This window comes from Citrobacter sp. TBCP-5362, from assembly GCF_005406305.1.
Taxonomy (GTDB): domain Bacteria; phylum Pseudomonadota; class Gammaproteobacteria; order Enterobacterales; family Enterobacteriaceae; genus Citrobacter_B; species Citrobacter_B koseri.
Genome location: NZ_CP040234.1, coordinates 2,920,622 through 2,939,146 on the forward strand (window position 1 = coordinate 2,920,622; position 18,525 = coordinate 2,939,146).

Here is an 18,525-nt window from a genome sequence, read left to right on the forward strand (position 1 = left end):
TTAGTTGTTTAAAACATTGACCTGAATATTTTCCAGGTGAGCGTGACGTCTTACGACTACCGCCGCTTCTTTCATTTTTGACCAGCCAGCAATGATGCTTTTCGCCTGTTCTTCTTTCGTCATATCGGTACTGTTCACCTTCACAACCACATCGCCCTTCTCCAGCCCACTGTTCTGAAAGAAAGACGAAGCATTGCGCGGGTTGATTTCGTACCCTTCCAGACGACCTTTTTCAATAAACGGTTTTAGCACCAGGACATCATTAAGATGCAGGCTCTCTGCACCGGCATCATTTGTCGGTTTTTGTAGCGGGCCGCTTTCAACACTGCCTCTGAAATAATCAGGTTTCTTTAATGCCAGTACCTGCGTAGTACCTTCATAATTAACCACCACATTGTCGTTATTGATCTCCTCAATACAGGCGTTACTCACTCCCACGAGGCTTTCGCCTTCGCGATAACTTTGCTGTCCCGCAGGCGTTTTAATAACGGCAAACGATAGCCATTTTTCATCGCTGCTGACGATGCCTTCAATCTCGGCAGAGAGCGGCGATTTAACCGCTGCTGGCGTATTTCGCTGCCAGACGGCAGGTTGAAAAAGCGCAAATGACTTTTCTTTTTCGTCATTTTTACGCACGTTAATTTTTCTGTTATTTAACTTGTTTGTAACCTTATTATAGTTTTTAAAAACGACATACCCTTGATGCCCGCTGAATATCAGTAAAACAAACATCACGCAGGGTGCAATCAATCGGGAGAAAAGCTGCATCCTCATTATTTAAATGCCTTTAATAAAGCTAAATTTCGCAGCACCGGCTGCGCCAATCGGTGCGGCAAATAGTAATGAGCGGCAAGAAAGTCGACCACTCGCTTTCCCGGCAACTTTATTGCAGAAAAACATTGACGATTTCACTTACTGGTGTTAGCGAAAATAATCAGAGTAATTTTCTCCTGTCCGGTATTTGCCCGAATAAACCCGCTCAATTATTTTTAGCGCAACGTTTCCAGAAGCCAGAAAGTACAGCGAGACACCATGTATCAGCATCATTTTAAATTTTCCGCTCAGCCGTTTGGCAAACTCACCCGGCGAACAGGAGAGTTTTTCGTTCATTATCATCAGGACATCTTTTCCCTGTTGCAGGAAAAAACCAACGTACCCGGCATCATCGGTCTGTTTTCTGACGAACCTGAATTAGACAATGCCTTTGTGGAAAAACTGCGTAACGGCGACACACCTGCGCTGGCCATTAACGCCTTCCCCAAACTGAGCGCCAGTACGCTGCTCTATAAACTGAACCCTGCCGTTAAAGAGGGTAAAAACAAAATTTATGCCATTGATGCCATTTTGCGCCAATGGCATGAGGAAACGCCTTCGCGTAATAAAAAAGGCAAACTGCTGATCCTCTCCACGGCACAGGCCATGAAAGATAATTGTTGGGATGTTCTGGGTATGTTGCTGACGCGGGCGCAAGAGCTGAACTTCCCGCTCACGATTCTTCTGACCGGCTCTCCCGATCAGAAATCCCGTCTTCTGGATCATTCTGGTTTACAGCCCCGCGTTCATACCTGCCTTGCGCTACGTTCGCTGACCTGCCGTGAATATCTCGACTACGTCGGGGCACAGATGGACGAACAAAACGTCGATACCTCGCCACTGACGCCCGCACGGGTGCGCAGAATGCATGCGCTGACCAAAGGCCGCGTGACCGGACTCAATAAACTGGCGCATCTGGCGCTGCTTGCCGCATGGACCGAGCGGGCGATACAGGTTTCCCCACGCCATTTACGCCTGGCTGCCGGTGAACTCCTGCCGCCCACATCGCGCGGTAAACGCCTGGCAACCGCAGGGCTGTTTGCCTCCGTCCTGTTCGCCTGCTGCGGCTGGTACTTTTCCGGCGCGATCGCGTCTCGCCTGCCGCAACAAGTGCCGGTTCCGGCCAGCTGGAAAAAGATGCTGCCTGAGGCGACTGCGCCTGTTATGCCCACCATTGAAAATGAGGTGGTGAATCAGTCGGACGCCATGCATCAGCTCTATCTTATGTGGGGTTATGATGCTTCCGCGAACGATGCGCTATGCCAGAACGCAGCGCGAGTGAACCTGATGTGTCGTCAGGGGAATTCGTCTTTACAGGCGCTGGAACAGGAAGGTTATCCGTGGGCAGGAGAGATCAAAACGGGTAATCACCTGAATTACGCCGTCGTGGCCCACGTTGATAAACAGTCGCTCGATCTTCTGATCAATAACCGAACCTGGCAGGTAAGCAGGCACTGGTTTAATCAACACGCCACCGGAAATTACACGCTTTTGCATCGTTTAACGCCGCAAGGGAAAGATGAGATTAGCGCGACCAGCGGCGATAAAGACCTGGCATGGCTGGATCAAACGCTAAGCCAGACGTTGAATGAACCGCTGACCCACTCGCGAAGCTGGACGGCTGAACTGGCAAAACGCACCCGTGAATTTCAGGATAAGGCAGGACTGCATGTCGACGGCATCGCCGGCGAAGAGACGCTGATGCAGTTAATGCGCGCAACCAACAGCGTTCCGGGCGTACTGGCGCAAACACTAAGCCAGAAGCAGGAACATAAAACGCAAGGGAACACGAAATAATGTCCACCATTTGCCTTGCTGCACAGCGCAGTTTCACGACGGGAGAAGCGGTCCATTTTGCCTGGCGCCTTCCGGCGCCCCAAAAAGTGCTGTTCCGCGCCATGATGTGGCTGCTGACCCTCTGCACGTTTATTATTGCCGGACTGTATGCCCATATTTACTGGAACTGTCATCATCCGACGCCTGAGCCGAAACCGACAAAAATGGAAAACCCGGATACCCGGCTTTCTGAGATGCACTATGTTTATATTTCGAAGCCATTCCCACAGCCAGCACCCAAACCGGCCCCTGCTCCCCAGGCGTTACCCCCATTGCAGGATGAAGCGCCGGTAAGTCAAGACAGCGACTGGCGGCAAGCGCCGGAAGGCGATCTCTCGGATCGGGCATTGCCCGGCGCGGAAGAACAGACGCCATCGTTGAAAGCGCGTTTCCTGCAAGCGTTACAGGAGCAAAAAGAGGACTATCAGCAGGGAAAAATACCGGAACCGCCCGATGACTGATGACGCAAGAAAACATCATTACGCCTTAATGCGCTCCCAAAGGCCTCCGCTTCATTAGCTGAAGAGGAGACGATGGGAAATGTGATTAATATTTTTCTGGCAAGGTCGTCATCGACATTAATCGGCTTTTCTCAATGACGATATAGTTTCCTTTTTTAAGATCAGAGAGAATTTTGATGATCGTACTGCGGGCAAAATTCGTATACTCCTGAATATAGTCGTATACATTGATGTCACGGTTATGGTGAATAATCAGCTCATTAATTTCGATTAAAAATTCACGAATAACAGAGTAAGCGCTACGGGCAACCAAAACATCATCACGTTTGCTAAGCAGACAAATATACCATGACAGCACCCTGGTGAGATCTGGCCATAAACTGTGTTCAGTCAACAGGCGCATAAACTCATCTTTTTTGATTGAGCGCACGACGGTATTGGTACGAGCAAGCCCATACATATGCAGAGAACCATAAAATATGGCAGACAGCCCAAAGATACACTGCCCTTGCAGGGTAAACATACATAACTCATCGGAGGTACGGCGAAATTCAACGTCTCCGCTCACGATAATATGAATATATTCCGAGTCACTGGTGGTGATTTTCTGCCATTTTTTTAAGGTTTTTTCTTTATAACCTGACGTTAAAGAAATAATACGTTCCATTTCATGATGCGGACGAATTTTCTTACCGTAAATGCTTAACATATTATGCCTTTCAAAGAATATTGATTTAAATTTAATGACAAGCGACGAGTGATAACCTCAGCTTAATGTCACTCACTGATTCAACCTGGTTAAAAATAAAATTAAGCAAAAAAAAGATTGTGCGCGCTAAGTTTCACGACTTTTAGCGTATAAGAAATATCTTCCTGATAAAATCAATCATAGATGAGGGGAATTTAAAGTCAATTAACCATAGATTAATTTGATTTTTATCCAAAATGAATTTCGATGAAAATAAACAAGTTAACTGACTTTTATCACGACGCCAGCGCCATTAATTCTGTCCATATTTTTCCAGTAACGCATTAGCAATCGCTTGCGTTTGCGCATCCGCCACCCCGTTCCATAACGCCGGGCGGAAATGCATCTGGAACGCCATGATCACCCGCTGCTGTTCACGCGCGGTCATCTCCGGTTTGACCTCGTAACCATAACGCGAAAGCAAGTCGAGCAATGATGCGGGATCGACTGGCGTATTGGGCGCGCGTCCCGCCAGATAAAATGTCACGCGCTGTTCATCAGGCCAGGCGCCAATGCCCTGCGCCGCCAGATCGCGCCAGGGGAACAGAGGGCCAGGATCGTCTTTACGCTGCGGGGCAATATCCGCATGCGCCACCACGTTTTGCGGCTTAATGTCGTAGCGGGCAATGATCTCTTTCGCCAGTGGGATCAGGGCCTGAATTTGCGCAGGTTCAAACGGGGCGAAGTATTTCATTCCCGCCGACTTTTGCCAGCCGCGATTTTCCAGTTCGATACCAACAGACGTGTCGTTGATGCGCGTTGCGCCGCGCCAGAAACTGATGCCCGCGTGCCACGCCAGATCGTGCTCTGGCACCAGTTGCCAGATACGCGGCTTGCCACGGTGAAGCGGCGGTACAGCAGGAATTAAATAGTGCGAGCTGACGTTTTTATCCGTTAACGTCGCCAGAGAGGTATCAAAGTCATCCGCCGTGTAGTGGATGACCAGGATTTTGATGCGCGGGTACGCCGCTTGTGCCTGATGACGGGTATCCAGCTGATACCCGTCTTTATCAATAATCCCTTTCTCGCCCGCGCACCCGGTTAACAGAAGCGCGAACGCGACCAGCCAGAGCAGACGTCTCATCGGCGCGTTTTTACCGCCGTACCGCTGACGCTCACCATCAGCATACTGCTGTCTTTGCCTACGGTCTCATAGTCAATATCAATGCCCACAACCGCATCCGCACCCAGCGCTTTCGCCTGTTCGCCCAGTTCCTGAAAAGCGATTTCACGCGCTTTACGCAACTCTTTTTCATAGGAACCCGAACGTCCGCCGACGATATCGCGAATACCCGCGAAGAAGTCACGGAAAATGTTGGCGCCCAAAATGGCTTCACCCGTTACCACACCGCAATATTCCACGATGTTCTGCCCTTCCAGCGTCGGGGTTGTCGAAAACTGCATAGCCGATCTCCTTGTTTACCTAAGCACTCGATCTCAAACGCATTATCAGACCGATACGCTATCATTGAAAAGATATAATTGATTATCGTAGATCGCTTTTTGGCAGATCGCTTATAAGGAAATCACTATGCGCTACAGCAAACTCTCTCTGCTCGTCCCATGCGCACTGCTGCTCAGTGCCTGCACAACCGTCACTCCTGCTTATAAAGACAATGGCCCGCGCAGCGGGTCGTGCATAGAAGGCGGGCCGGACAGCGTGGCTCAACAATTTTATGACTACCGCATTCAAAACCGTACTAACGACATTACCGCCCTTCGCCCTTACTTAAGCGACAACCTGGCAAAACTGCTCTCTGACGCCAGCCGTGATGGCGAACACCGCCAGTTGATGAGCAGCGACCCGTTCTCCAGCCGCACCACCTTCCCGGATAGCGCCAGCGTAGCCAGCGCGTCCACCATTCCTAATCGCGACGCCCGCAACATCCCGCTGCGCGTGGAGCTGAAGCAAGGCGACCAGACCTGGCGCGACGAAGTGCTGATGATCCATGAGGGTCAGTGCTGGGTTATTGATGATGTACGTTATCTTGGCGGCAGCGTCCACGCGCCAGCCGGTACGCTGCGCCAGTCCGTCGAAAACCGCTGATCACCCGACAAAACGTCGATAAATCATAAGCCCCACAAATTGTCTGGCATTCTGCATAGAATGCCGACAATTATTCTTGCCGCCTACCGCCCCCGCTATTTTGTGCTATGTTTAGTGAAGAATGCGGTTTGCATTTAACTTTTAACGCATAAATATTGCATAACTATTCTGTCAAAGGTACTATCTGCGGCCTCAACATACACAAAATCATTCATGATGCGTCGAAGCGGCAAGTGACTGGAGTGACAAATCTGTCAGGAACAGATTTGAACGTCGCGAGCAACGGTCCGTAAGGGCGAGTCTCAGGGTGAGACGAGTCACTCAGCAGCCAACAAAGAGGCAGCATGAAGGATGACGTGTACAGTTATCAGACTGCCAGCATACGAGAATCAATGAGTATTCAATTAAACGGCATTAATTGCTTCTACGGCGCGCATCAGGCGCTGTTCGATATCACGCTGGATTGCCCTCAGGGCGAAACGCTGGTGTTACTTGGCCCAAGCGGAGCGGGTAAAAGCTCGCTGCTGCGTGTACTCAATCTGCTTGAGATGCCGCGCTCCGGCACGCTCACTATCGCAGGAAATCATTTCGACTTCACGAAAACGCCTTCCGATAAGGCGATTCGTGAATTGCGCCAGAACGTAGGCATGGTTTTTCAGCAATACAATCTCTGGCCGCATCTCACGGTACAACAAAACCTGATTGAAGCGCCCTGCCGCGTGCTGGGTCTGTCAAAAGACCAGGCGCTGGCGCGTGCCGAGAAGCTGCTGGAACGTCTGCGTCTGAAACCTTACAGCGATCGCTATCCTCTGCATCTTTCCGGCGGTCAGCAACAGCGTGTGGCTATCGCCCGTGCGTTAATGATGGAGCCGCAGGTGCTGCTGTTTGACGAGCCAACCGCCGCGCTGGACCCGGAAATCACCGCGCAAATCGTCAGTATTATTCGTGAACTGGCGGAAACCAAAATTACCCAGGTGATCGTCACTCACGAAGTAGAAGTGGCGCGTAAAACCGCCAGCCGGGTGATCTATATGGAAAACGGTCACATCGTCGAGCAAGGGGATGCGAGCTGCTTTGCGAACCCGCAGACCGATGCATTTAAAAACTATTTATCTCACTAAGATTCGGGACAATGACAATGAAAAAAGTTCTGATTGCCGCGCTAATTGCAGGCTTTAGCCTTTCCGCTACAGCAGCTCAAACCATCCGTTTCGCCACGGAAGCATCCTACCCTCCGTTCGAATCTATGGATGCCAGTAACAAAATCGTTGGCTTTGACGTCGATCTGGCCAATGCGCTGTGTAAAGAGATTGACGCGACCTGCACCTTTACCAACCAGGCGTTTGACAGCCTGATCCCAAGCCTGAAGTTCCGTCGTTTCGACGCGGTAATGGCCGGTATGGACATCACGCCTGAGCGTGAAAAGCAGGTTCTGTTCACCACGCCTTACTATGATAACTCCGCGCTGTTCATCGGTCAGCAAGGTAAATACACCAGCATCGACCAGCTGAAAGGCAAAAAAGTGGGCGTACAGAATGGCACTACCCACCAGAAGTTCATCATGGATAAGCACCCGGAAATCACCACCGTGCCTTATGACAGCTACCAGAACGCGAAGCTGGATCTGCAAAATGGTCGTATTGACGGCGTGTTCGGCGATACCGCCGTGGTCACTGAATGGCTGAAAGATAATCCGAAGCTGGCGCCGGTTGGCGATAAAGTGACCGATAAAGATTACTTCGGCACCGGCCTCGGCATCGCGGTACGCCAGGGCAACACGGAACTACAGCAGAAATTCAACACTGCGCTGGAAAAAGTGAAGCAAGATGGCACGTACGAAACCATCTACAACAAATGGTTCCAGAAGTAAGACTTGATGAACGAATTTTTTCCTTTAGCAAGCGCCGCCGGGATGACCGTCGGCCTTGCCGTTTGTGCGCTGATCATCGGCCTCGTCCTCGCTATGATTTTTGCCGTCTGGGAGTCCGTAAAATGGCGCCCGATAGCCTGGACAGGTTCCGCACTGGTCACGATTCTGCGCGGCCTGCCGGAAATTCTGGTGGTGCTGTTTATCTATTTCGGTTCCTCTCAGCTTCTGCTGATGCTGTCTGATGGCTTCACCATCAACCTGGGGTTTGTGCAAATCCCGTTGCAGATGCAGATTGAAGACTTCGACGTCAGCCCGTTCCTGTGCGGCGTCATCGCGCTGTCGTTGCTGTATGCGGCATACGCGTCGCAAACGCTGCGCGGCGCGCTGAAAGCGGTTCCGTCTGGACAGTGGGAATCTGGTCAGGCGTTGGGCTTATCAAAAACCGCGATTTTCTTCCGCCTGGTGATGCCGCAAATGTGGCGTCATGCGCTGCCAGGGCTGGGCAACCAGTGGCTGGTATTGCTGAAAGATACCGCGCTGGTCAGCCTTATCAGCGTGAACGATCTGATGCTGCAAACAAAAAGCATCGCCACGCGCACTCAGGAGCCGTTCACCTGGTACATTGTGGCTGCGGCTATCTATCTGGTGATTACGCTGGTGAGTCAGTACATTCTCAAACGCATTGACCTGCGCGCGACACGTTTTGAGCGGAGACCAGGCTGATGTTTGAGTATTTACCTGAACTGATGAAAGGGCTGCACACCAGCCTGACGCTGACGGTTGCGTCTATCATCGTCGCGCTGATCCTGGCGCTGATTTTCACCATCATTCTGACGCTGAAAACACCGGTGCTGGTATGGCTGGTTCGCGGCTACATTACGCTGTTTACCGGTACGCCGCTGCTGGTGCAAATCTTCCTGATCTACTACGGCCCGGGGCAATTCCCGTCGTTACAGGATTACCCGGTACTCTGGCATCTGCTGTCCGAGCCGTGGCTATGCGCCTTACTTGCCCTGTCGCTCAACAGCGCGGCCTATACCACGCAGTTGTTCTATGGCGCGATTCGCGCGATCCCGGAAGGCCAGTGGCAGTCCTGCGGCGCGCTGGGGATGAGCAAAAAAGATACCCTGGCGATCCTGCTGCCGTACGCGTTTAAACGCGCCCTCTCCTCTTACTCCAATGAGGTGGTGCTGGTCTTCAAGAGTACGTCTCTGGCGTACACCATTACGCTGATGGAAGTGATGGGCCACGGCCAGCTGCTGTACGGTCGTACCTACGATGTGATGGTGTTTGGCGCGGCTGGCGTGATTTATCTGATCGTCAACGGTTTGTTAACCTTGCTGATGCGCCTCATCGAGCGTAAAGCGCTGGCGTTTGAGCGCAGGAATTAAGAACATCATATGTAGGCCTGATAAGATGCGTCAGCGTCGCCATCAGGCAATGGCGCAAGCGCCTTATCCAGCCTACAAAATTATCGACATAAATGCATAAAACGAAATCATAAAGGCGGACAAGCCACTAAGCTGTCCGTCTTTTTTTATAATAACAAAAATACTTAATCATTTTTATTGCATATAAATTCATTAAATGGCATTGTAAACCCATGCCGCAGACACGGTGAATAATCATAAGATTGACAGACGGGAGTTCCACCATGAAAAAGTTAGTTCTGGCCGCATTACTCGCTACTTTCGCCGCTGGCGCCTCAGCTGCCGATAAAATCAATTTCGGCGTTTCCGCTACTTACCCGCCGTTCGAATCACTGGATGCGAGCAATAAAATCGTCGGTTTCGATATCGATCTGGCGACTGCGTTATGCAAACAAATGCAGGCCGACTGTACTTTTACCAACCACGCGTTTGACAGCCTGATCCCGGCGCTGAAATTCAAAAAATATGACGCGGTTATCTCTGGTATGGATATTACCCCTGAGCGTAGCAAACAGGTGACGTTCACCAGCCCTTACTATGCCAACTCTGCGCTGGTGATTGCGAAAAAAGACAGCTATAAAACCTTTGCCGACCTGAAAGGGAAACGTATCGGCATGGAAAACGGCACCACGCACCAGAAATACCTGCAAGATAAGCATCCTGAAGTGAAAACCGTAGCTTATGACAGCTACCAGAATGCGATTATCGACCTGAAAAATGGCCGTATTGATGGCGTATTCGGCGATACCGCCGTGGTGAATGAGTGGCTGAAAACCAATCCGCAACTGGGCGCGGCAACAGAAAAAGTGACCGATCCGCAATACTTCGGCACCGGCCTTGGCATCGCTGTGCGCCCGGATAATAAAGCGCTGCTGGAAAAACTGAACACCGCGCTGGCGGCAATCAAAGCTGACGGCACTTATCAGAAAATCAGCGATCAGTGGTTCCCGCAGTAATCTTCCTTGCCGGATGGCGCAGCGCCATCCGGCAATTCTATAAGGGCACAAAGAACCTAAAGCGCGCGCCACTCACCGAATCCATCAGCCTGATCCCACCGCCGTGCAGTTCCAGCATCCGTCTTACAATCAGCAGCCCTAACCCTCCGCGATCTTCCCGCGACGCCTGATGCCCCAGCACCGATGGTCGCTGGAACAGTTGTTCACGCAACGCTTCGTCGATACCTGGCCCGCTGTCGCTGACCTCTACCTGTAGCTGCGCCTCCTCCTGCCATACCTTCAGCCGGATAGCGCTCCCCTGCGGCGAATGGCGCACGGCGTTATCCAGCAGATTTGTCACTACCCGCTCTATCATCGAGACGTCAGCATTGATAAGCGGCAGGGAATGCGGCATATCGACCTGCAAATGCAACTGCCGGGTCTCTATTGTCAGATCGAATTTTTGCGCCACATCCTGAATCAGCTCACCAATAGCAAAGCGCTCCAGTTGCGGTTTAATGCTGCCGTGCTCAAGCCGCGCCAGCTCGAAAAGCTGCTGCGACAGGTGCCGCACCTTGTGCCCCTGACGCAGCGCAGTGGCGAGATATTGCTGCGTTTCCTGCGGCGTCAGCGTAGCGGATTTAAGCGATAACGTTTCCAGGTAGCCCAGCAATGACGTCAGCGGCGTGCGTAAGTCATGCGAGATATTGGCGATAAACTCCCGGCGCTGCCGGTCGCTGTCGGCCAGTTGATCCCACTGACCGGCGATTTTGCGCGCCAGCTCGATAAAAGTATTGCGCAGCACCGCAACTTCATCACTCACCGTGGTTTCCGGCTGCTGTGCCGCCAGCTGTTTGATGGCGGTAATGCTGTCCTGCTCCAGCCCGGCAACGTCCATCGTCAGGCGTTTTACCGGGCGCGTCACCCAGTACCAGATCAGTAACCCCGCCAGCAGGCCGAACAGCGCCACCCATAGCAGGGACCACAACACCGTACTCCAAAGTGCTTTATGCCAGGCCATTTCTGCCAGCGCATTTGACTCTTCGCCTTGCAGGATGATGTACAAATAGCCTTTAAGCTCACCATCCTGACGTAAAGGGGTAACGCTGAAAACCTTCTGACTCTGACTACGCGGATCGTCGCCATAGACGGGCATCGCTGCGCCGCTGAGAAAGGTTTGCAATGGACTAATATCGATCTTTTGCCGCTGGATATGGCCCGGCGGCGCGGCATCGGCCAGCAGTTCGCCGTCAGAAGAGACGACATACAGCTCAACGCTCGGGTTAAAGGTCATCAGGCGGTCAAACAGCGGCTTCAGCACGCTGCGGTCAACCCTGCCCTGCGCATCCAGAATGGGTTCACGCTGCACAATCTGTTGCGCCAGCCCGCCGGACAGCCGCTGCACCATCGCGTTGCCGTACTGCATACTGCTGTAGAGTTGCACCGCGCAGGCAACGGTGGCGCAGAGCATCAGCAGCAGAATGAACAGCAGCGTCAGCCGCTGGCTCAGGCTAAAGCGCCGCATCATGGTTCAGCTCCGCAAATTTGTAACCTTTGCCCCAGACGGTACGAATAATCTCCGGTTCAGCGGCATCTTTTTCAATCTTGATACGCAGGCGATTAATGTGGGTGTTGACGGTGTGCTCATACCCTTCGTGCTGATAGCCCCAGACCTGTTCCAGCAGCGCCAGACGCGAAAAGACTTCTCCAGGATGACGGGCAAAGAAGTACAGCAGCTCAAATTCACGCGGCGTGAGGTCCACGTCCTGACCGTGCAGGCGCACCGTACGCGCCAGCGGATCAAGCGTCAGGCCATGAGCCTGAATATGCCCGGCAGTCTGTGCCTGCCCCATAGCCTGCTGACGGCGAAACAGCGCTTTGATGCGCGCGATCAGCTCCTGCACCGAGAAGGGTTTTGCCAGGTAATCATCTGCCCCGGTTTCCAGCCCGGTAATGCGGTCCGTTTCGCTGCTGCGGGCGCTGATAATAATCACCGGCAGGTAGCGGGTCATCTGACGGATGCGACGACAAATCTCCAGACCGTCAACGTTGGGGAGCATCAGGTCGAGGATCACGGCATCCCAGGGTTGGGTTTCAAGGCACTGTAACGCCTTACCCCCATCCGGTTGGTGAGTAATGGCGTAGCCTTCGTCTTCTAGATTGAGGCGCAGGAGCGCCGCGATGTCGTGGTCATCTTCCACCAGCAGGATCTGCTTCATGGGTAAGCCTTCATTCTCTCAATGCCAATGACTTAAGCTTACCCGATTTCACAGGGGGGAAGAGTTCACATTTTGTTGAACTTTGTGCGGACGTTGCGCCAGGCGGCGGCTTCGCTTTACCCGGCCTACCGGTCAGCGTGTTTTGGTCAACAGCGTTAACACTTCATAATGCGCGGTATGCGGGAACATATCGAAAAGCTGAACACGCTCAATACGGTAGCCCGGCAAGTTGGCAATGTCCTTTGCCATCGTCTGCGCGTTGCAGCTGGAGTAGATGATGTATTCCGGCGCCATCTGGCTAAGATAGTCGCACAGGACTTTTCCAATGCCGCGACGCGGCGGGTTCACCAGCACCAGTTCCGGCACCTCTCCTTGCGCGGTGGCGAATCGGGTGGAGTCCAGCGCCTGAAAATGAAGATTCGTCAGCCCCAGTTCCACGGCGGATTGCTTCGCGCAGGCGATTGCCTCTGGTGCGATCTCAATGCCCGTCAACGTCATTTCCGGGGTGGCGCAGTGCAAACCAAATCCCCCGACGCCGCAAAACAGATCCCACATGTGATGAACAGGCAGCTGACGCACCCAGTCACGTGCTGTCGCATACAGATGGCTCGCAACGACCGGGTTGGTCTGGAAAAAGCTCTGCGGACGGATCCACAGCGGCACATCGTTAAAACGTTCTGCCAGCGCCTGCTGCTCCGTCAGGAAGATCTCCGTCTCCCCTTCCATAATCGCCATGTGTACCGGTTGAATATTCGCGGTAATAACCTTCAGTTGCGGTAACTGCGCCTGTAGCCACGGCAGCGCCGCGCGCAGCTGCGCCAGTTTGGTTTCTGAGCGCAGCACGAACCGCAGCATCATGCCGCCATCGAACTGGCTTTCCGTCAGCAGGATGTATTTCAGCTCGCCGCGTTTGCGCGCCACGTTGTAAGGCGTTAACCCGGCACGGGCGATGAACGGCTTCAGCGTGGCAAAAACGGGAGCAAACGTGTCGGGATAGAGCGGACAGTCACTCAAATCCTCCGGGGTGCCATCGCGATGCAACATGCCTAACAGCGGCTTTTCCACGCTGCCGCTGACCACCATTTTGGCTTTATTACGAAAGGCCTGTTCCGGGCCGCTGACCGGCGCACACCACTGTTCAACTGAAAAATCGGCAAGCAGCCCCTTCAGATCGGCGGTTTTGGCGGAGAGTTGATCGCGGATCGGCTGGACTATCCACTGACAGGATCGACAGCGACCGGCGTCGTAGAGTGCGCACTGCATACAAAGACCTTCATATTACCAGGGGCGAGGATTATACACGTTATTGCAAACGGAAGAACCGCCTGCTGCCCGCAGGGATAAAGAGCAGCATCAGAACCAGCATGTCCGGCAATTTCTGCATCACCAGCGTGTGCAAAATTTCGCGTTTCGACTCCCCGGCAATACTGAACAGTTCCGGGTAGCCATAGCCCAGCGACGCCGCCCACAGATAGCCTGTGGCAATAACCTGCGTGAGCAGGTACACCCAGCGTGCCCAGTTGCGCCCTTTCACCAGCGAAAACGCGCAATATATTTCAGTAAAGACCAGCGCCAGGCTGCCTAAAAACACCAGCGTCAGATTCCAGGTTTGCACGCTGCGATGAATAAACTCCCCCATTCCCCGCATGCCGAGCGTGTTAAAAATCATCAGCAAATCGAGGCAGCGGATCAAAATAATCGCGAGCGCCGCCACCTGCACCAGCGTGGGTACATTTAAACGGGCATGTGATGAGGATGATTTCTTAAAAAATCCCAACGAATCGTCTTCCATGAAAACGTTACCGCGCTTGCCCACGGTAACGTGTTGCCAGGTTGGCAGATTTTAGTTTCTTCAGCCGCGTCTTGCACGTTGGATATCACGCATTCGCTGCTTTTCTGCGCGCGCCATCAGATACCAGGCGATAAAACCGACAATGCCTACCACGCCGAGGATAAGGGTCGCCAGCGCGTTAATCTCCGGGTTAACCCCCATACGCACGCTGGAGAAGACCAGCATCGGCAATGTCGTCGCCCCCGGGCCAGAGACAAAACTGGCGATCACCAGATCGTCCAGCGACAGCGTGAAAGCCAGCAGCCATCCAGAGATCACCGCAGGCATGATCATCGGCAGCGTAATCACAAAGAACACTTTTAACGGCGTCGCGCCAAGATCCATCGCCGCCTCTTCAATCGAGCGATCCAGTTCGCGCAGACGCGATGAAATAACCACCGCCACATAGGCCGTACAGAAGGTAACGTGCGCCAGCCAGATTGTCAGCATTCCGCGATCTGCGGGCCAGCCGATCGCATGGGCCAGAGCCACAAACAGCAGCAACAGCGACAGCCCGGTAATCACATCCGGCATAACCAGCGGCGCGGTGATCATAAACGCAAAGCCATTCGCTCCACGAAAACGGCCAAAACGCACCATTACCACGGCGGCAATCGTCCCCAGAATAGCCGCCATTGTCGCGGCGCAAGCGGCAATCGTGAGACTCAGGCCGACGGCGCTTATCATCGCGCTATCCCGGAACAGCTCGCCATACCAGCGCGTAGACCATCCCGCCCAGACGGTCACCAGCTTCGAGCTGTTAAACGAATAGATGACCAGCATCAGCATCGGCGCATACAGAAAGGTAAACCCGAGCACCAGAATAACAATTCGCCAGGGCGAACGAACCACCGGTAAAGTATTCATCCGAGTTCCCCCTCGCTTTTTTGCTGATGCTTATGGAACCAGATAATCGGTACAATCAGCAGTAATAACATGATGATAGCCACCGCAGAGGCCACCGGCCAGTCGCGGTTGTTGAAGAACTCCTGCCACAGTACGCGGCCGATCATAATGCTGTCTGGCCCGCCGAGCAGTTCCGGGATCACAAATTCCCCCACCGCCGGAATAAACACCAGCATCGATCCGGCGATAATACCCCCTTTCGTTAACGGCACAATGACGCTAAAGAAGGTTTTCAGCGGACGCGCGCCCAGATCCAGCGAGGCCTCCACCAGCGAATAGTCAATGCGCGTCAGCGCGATATAAATCGGCAGCACCATAAACGGCAGATAGGCGTAGACAATACCGATATACACCGCCAGATTGGTATGCAAAATCGTCAGGGGATGATCGATAACCCCCAGCCACATCAGGAAGTTATTCAGCACGCCGTTATTTTTCAGAATCCCCATCCAGGCGTAAACGCGGATCAAAAACGAGGTCCAGGACGGCAGGATCACCAGCAACAGCAGAATATTACGCGTCGACGGCCTGCTGTGCGCCACCGCCCAGGCCAGCGGATACCCCAGCAGCAAACAGCAGAGAGTCGAAACGCCCGCCACCTGCAAAGACTGCAAATAGGCGTCAAAATAGAGCGGATCGTCCGTCAGTTGCAGGAAGTTTCCCAGGTTGAGGGTCAGGGATAGCTGCCCGTCGGCCCACGCCATCAGATCGGTATAGGGCGGGATCGCCCGCGCCATCTCCGCCAGGCTGATTTTAAACACAATCAGAAACGGCAGCAGGAAAAGCAGGATCAGCCAAAGGTACGGCACCGCGATGACCAGCTTACGCCCATGCTTCATTTGCATCCGCGCCAGCCACAGCGTCAGGCCGCCGGGCTTTTTATCGCGAGCCGGAGGTTCAAGTGTACTCATTTTCGCTCCTTAAACCGTCAACACCACACAACTGTCCGCATCCCAGCATAAACGCACTTCATCGCCCCAGGTCGGCAACCCTTTGCGATAGCGATGCGCGTTCTGTAACTGAGCGCTCAACATCTGGCCGCTTTTCAACCGCACATGATAAATCGACAAATCGCCGAGGTAGGCGATATGCACCACTTCACCCACGGCAAAGTTGTAGCCGTCTTCTGGCGGCGCGTCGCACAGCATGATTTTTTCCGGGCGCAGCGCGACATACACCGGAACGTTATCGACAACGGACGCATCCGCATCCACTTTCAGAGGATGCACCAGCCCCAGCGAATCAATAACCAGCCCATCATCCTGACGTTCCTTCAGCAGGCCTTCAAAGACATTCACAGAACCGATAAATTCCGCGCTGTAGCGGGTGGTCGGATGTTCATAAATCTCTTCCGGTTCGCCAATCTGCACGAATTTCCCACGGTTCATGATCGCAATTCGCCCGGCCATCGTCATCGCCTCTTCCTGATCGTGCGTCACCATCACGCAGGTCGCGCCAACGCGCTCAAGAATATCGACGACTTCCAGCTGCATCCGGTCGCGCAGCTTTTTATCCAGCGCGCCCATCGGTTCGTCGAGCAGCAACAGCTTCGGGCGTTTCGCCAGGCTACGCGCCAGCGCCACACGCTGACGCTGGCCGCCGGAAAGCTGATGAGGCTTACGTTTAGCGAACTCCTGCATATGCACCAGCCCCAGCATTTCGTTCACGCGCGCGGTGATTTCCGCCTTCGACAGCTTGTCCTGCTTCAGCCCAAACGCAATGTTCTGCTCCACCGTCATATGGGGGAACAGCGCATAAGACTGAAACATCATATTGATAGGGCGCAGATAAGGCGGGACATGCGCCAGATCGACGCCATCGAGCATGATTTGCCCGGCGGAGGGTTGTTCAAATCCGGCCAGCATACGCAGCAGCGTGGATTTCCCGCAGCCCGATGCGCCAAGCAGCGCAAATATTTCGCCTTTATAGATGGTGAGGCTGACATCATCCACGGCGTGTTGACCATCAAATGATTTTGTCAGGTTGCGGATTTCAAGAAGCGGCGTCAGCGCTTTACGGGTTTTCGCCTGTGGGCGGGGGGTTGCGTCGTTCACGGGGTGCTCTCCGGCATAAACAAAAATCAGTGCAAACGCACCATAAAAGTGCGCATTGCCCGGTAAACCTCACCGGGCAACGTTCTGATACAGCGGCTTATTTACCGCTTTTCACCTTCGTCCAGGCACGCGTACGCACACGGTCGATCTTCGGTTCCTGCACTTTCAGCGTGAACATTTTCGCTCGCACATCCGCAGGCGGATAAATGCCCGGGTTGTCACGCACTTCAGCGCTGACCAGCGCCGTCGCTTCTTTGTTGGCGTTGGCGTAGAACACATGGTCGGAAATGTGGGCGATCACGTCCGGGCGCAGCAGATAGTTGAGGAACTGATAAGCCTCTTCTTTGTTTTTCGCATCAGCAGGCATCGCGAACACATCAAAGAACGCCATCGCCCCCTCTTTCGGAATGGAGAAGGAGATATTCACGCCGTTTTTCGCTTCTTTCGCGCGGTTAGCCGCCTGCCATACGTCCCCTGCCCAGCCAATCGCCACGCAGGTATCGCCGTTCGCCAGATCGTTTATGTATTGAGACGAGTGGAAATAACGAATGTTCGGGCGCAGCTTCAGCAACAGATCGGTCGCAGGCCCCGTGTAGTCATCCGCTTTGGTGCTGTTGGGATCTTTCCCCAGGTAGTTCAGCACGGTCGCGAACACCTCTTCAGGCGCATCAAGGAAGGAGACGCCGCAGCTTTTAAGTTTTTCCAGATTTTCAGGTTTCAGCACCAGATCCCAGCTATCGACCGGTGCGTCAGCCCCCAGCACCGCTTTGACTTTATCGATGTTATAACCGATACCGGTAGTCGCCCACATATACGGCATCGCGTATTTGTTGTCAGGATCGTGCTTCGCTACCAGCTTCAACAGCTCTGGATCGAGGTTTTTCCAGCCAGGTAGTTTGCTTTTATCCAGCGGCTGGAATACGCCCGCAGTGAGCTGGCGTTCCAGAAAACTGGCCGACGGGACAACCAGATCAAAACCGGTGCTCCCGGCCATGAGTTTCCCTTCCAGTACCTCGTTGGAGTCGAAGACGTCATAGACCACTTTGATACCGGTCTCTTTTTCAAAGTTCGCGACCGTATCCGGGGCGATATAATCAGACCAGTTATAGATATGCAGTGTTTTTTGTTCAGCGGCGAGCGTGCTGGCAGAGACGGCCATCAGAGCACCCGCAACCAGACCCGATAGCCATTTTTTATTTAAGGCGGTCATAATCTCTTTCCTTCTGAAAGTTCGTTAACAAACGAACCAAAAAAGTTGCATTCTAAGATATGCAAGAAACGTGCATATTTTGTCACTCGACACAGTTACAGAAGAGAGGGCTCTCTCCCTGCCGTCATTGCTCGCCATAAATACACAAAATCATTCAGGAGGTTG

General features: G+C 53.2%; 20 protein-coding genes. 8 read left to right on the forward strand and 12 right to left on the reverse strand.

Translation table 11 applies throughout. The annotated features are described in order from the left end of the window. Nucleotides 1-732: a type II secretion system protein GspC gene (gspC, locus tag FD428_RS13955; protein ID WP_114848471.1), complete on the reverse strand. Its 732-nt coding sequence runs from the start codon at nt 730-732 to the stop codon at nt 1-3. A 300-nt stretch (nt 733-1,032) separates the two neighbouring features. Here gspC and FD428_RS13960 point away from each other — a divergent pair, with 300 nt between their 5' ends. Both FD428_RS13960 and FD428_RS13965 read left to right on the forward strand, forming a co-directional pair. After that, on the forward strand, nt 1,033-2,610 hold the full coding sequence (locus tag FD428_RS13960; protein ID WP_114848472.1) for a peptidoglycan-binding domain-containing protein: 1,578 nt from the start codon (nt 1,033-1,035) through the stop codon (nt 2,608-2,610). Beyond that, nucleotides 2,610-3,110, forward strand: coding sequence for a hypothetical protein (locus tag FD428_RS13965; protein WP_114848473.1), 501 nt, complete (start codon nt 2,610-2,612; stop codon nt 3,108-3,110). Before FD428_RS13960 ends, FD428_RS13965 begins: the two co-directional genes overlap by 1 nt. 85 nt (nt 3,111-3,195) lie before the next feature. Here the strand turns inward: FD428_RS13965 and FD428_RS13970 are convergent, their stop codons facing one another. From FD428_RS13970 to FD428_RS13980, 3 genes are all read right to left on the reverse strand, one after another. After that, nucleotides 3,196-3,819 (reverse strand): helix-turn-helix domain-containing protein, encoded by a 624-nt coding sequence (locus tag FD428_RS13970; protein ID WP_012133085.1) that lies wholly within the window; start codon nt 3,817-3,819, stop codon nt 3,196-3,198. 292 nt (nt 3,820-4,111) lie between these two features. Beyond that, on the reverse strand, nt 4,112-4,942 hold the full coding sequence (locus FD428_RS13975) for an N-acetylmuramoyl-L-alanine amidase (RefSeq protein ID WP_114848474.1): 831 nt from the start codon (nt 4,940-4,942) through the stop codon (nt 4,112-4,114). Beyond that, nucleotides 4,939-5,262 carry a heavy metal-binding domain-containing protein gene (locus FD428_RS13980; RefSeq protein ID WP_012133087.1) on the reverse strand — a complete coding sequence of 108 codons (324 nt, stop codon included), beginning with the start codon at nt 5,260-5,262 and terminating at the stop codon, nt 4,939-4,941. Before FD428_RS13980 ends, FD428_RS13975 begins: the two co-directional genes overlap by 4 nt. A 127-nt stretch (nt 5,263-5,389) precedes the next feature. Here FD428_RS13980 and FD428_RS13985 point away from each other — a divergent pair, with 127 nt between their 5' ends. The 6 genes from FD428_RS13985 (at nt 5,390) to artJ (ending at nt 10,161) form a co-directional block, all read left to right on the forward strand. Next, nucleotides 5,390-5,905, forward strand: coding sequence for a lipoprotein (locus FD428_RS13985; protein ID WP_012133088.1), 516 nt, complete (start codon nt 5,390-5,392; stop codon nt 5,903-5,905). Between the two features lie 392 nt (nt 5,906-6,297). Continuing rightward, on the forward strand, nt 6,298-7,026 hold the full coding sequence (gene artP / locus FD428_RS13990; RefSeq protein WP_024130493.1) for an arginine ABC transporter ATP-binding protein ArtP: 729 nt from the start codon (nt 6,298-6,300) through the stop codon (nt 7,024-7,026). Nucleotides 7,027-7,043: 17 nt separating this feature from the next. Further along, complete coding sequence (artI, locus tag FD428_RS13995) at nt 7,044-7,775, forward strand: arginine ABC transporter substrate-binding protein ArtI (RefSeq protein WP_024130494.1); 732 nt, start codon at nt 7,044-7,046, stop codon at nt 7,773-7,775. A gap of 6 nt (nt 7,776-7,781) precedes the next feature. Further along, nucleotides 7,782-8,498, forward strand: a complete 717-nt coding sequence (artQ, locus tag FD428_RS14000) for an arginine ABC transporter permease ArtQ (RefSeq protein ID WP_049009773.1) — start codon at nt 7,782-7,784, stop codon at nt 8,496-8,498. Continuing rightward, the gene (artM, locus tag FD428_RS14005) at nt 8,498-9,166 is read left to right on the forward strand and encodes an arginine ABC transporter permease ArtM (protein ID WP_012133092.1); all 669 of its coding nucleotides are present in this window, start codon (nt 8,498-8,500) and stop codon (nt 9,164-9,166) included. Before artQ ends, artM begins: the two co-directional genes overlap by 1 nt. Nucleotides 9,167-9,429: 263 nt before the next feature. Beyond that, nucleotides 9,430-10,161, forward strand: a complete 732-nt coding sequence (artJ, locus tag FD428_RS14010) for an arginine ABC transporter substrate-binding protein ArtJ (RefSeq protein WP_012133094.1) — start codon at nt 9,430-9,432, stop codon at nt 10,159-10,161. A gap of 37 nt (nt 10,162-10,198) precedes the next feature. On the opposite strand, the gene FD428_RS14015 is transcribed toward artJ, so the two are convergent. From FD428_RS14015 to potF, 8 genes are all read right to left on the reverse strand, one after another. Next, the gene (locus FD428_RS14015) at nt 10,199-11,668 is read right to left on the reverse strand and encodes a sensor histidine kinase KdpD (RefSeq protein WP_114848475.1); all 1,470 of its coding nucleotides are present in this window, start codon (nt 11,666-11,668) and stop codon (nt 10,199-10,201) included. Continuing rightward, nucleotides 11,652-12,359, reverse strand: a complete 708-nt coding sequence (locus FD428_RS14020) for a response regulator transcription factor (protein WP_047457883.1) — start codon at nt 12,357-12,359, stop codon at nt 11,652-11,654. The genes FD428_RS14015 and FD428_RS14020 overlap by 17 nt, the downstream gene beginning before the upstream one ends. Before the next feature lie 132 nt (nt 12,360-12,491). Further along, nucleotides 12,492-13,622 (reverse strand): 23S rRNA (uracil(747)-C(5))-methyltransferase RlmC, encoded by a 1,131-nt coding sequence (gene rlmC / locus FD428_RS14025; RefSeq protein ID WP_114848476.1) that lies wholly within the window; start codon nt 13,620-13,622, stop codon nt 12,492-12,494. A 40-nt stretch (nt 13,623-13,662) separates the two neighbouring features. Next, nucleotides 13,663-14,151, reverse strand: a complete 489-nt coding sequence (locus FD428_RS14030; protein WP_071260108.1) for a YbjO family protein — start codon at nt 14,149-14,151, stop codon at nt 13,663-13,665. A gap of 60 nt (nt 14,152-14,211) precedes the next feature. Then, on the reverse strand, nt 14,212-15,057 hold the full coding sequence (gene potI / locus FD428_RS14035) for a putrescine ABC transporter permease PotI (protein ID WP_012133100.1): 846 nt from the start codon (nt 15,055-15,057) through the stop codon (nt 14,212-14,214). Then, nucleotides 15,054-16,007, reverse strand: coding sequence for a putrescine ABC transporter permease PotH (gene potH, locus FD428_RS14040; protein WP_012133101.1), 954 nt, complete (start codon nt 16,005-16,007; stop codon nt 15,054-15,056). Before potH ends, potI begins: the two co-directional genes overlap by 4 nt. Before the next feature lie 9 nt (nt 16,008-16,016). Then, on the reverse strand, nt 16,017-17,150 hold the full coding sequence (gene potG, locus FD428_RS14045) for a putrescine ABC transporter ATP-binding subunit PotG (protein WP_114848477.1): 1,134 nt from the start codon (nt 17,148-17,150) through the stop codon (nt 16,017-16,019). A gap of 97 nt (nt 17,151-17,247) precedes the next feature. Then, nucleotides 17,248-18,360, reverse strand: coding sequence for a spermidine/putrescine ABC transporter substrate-binding protein PotF (potF, locus tag FD428_RS14050; protein ID WP_012133103.1), 1,113 nt, complete (start codon nt 18,358-18,360; stop codon nt 17,248-17,250). Between the last annotated feature and the right edge of the window lie 165 nt (nt 18,361-18,525).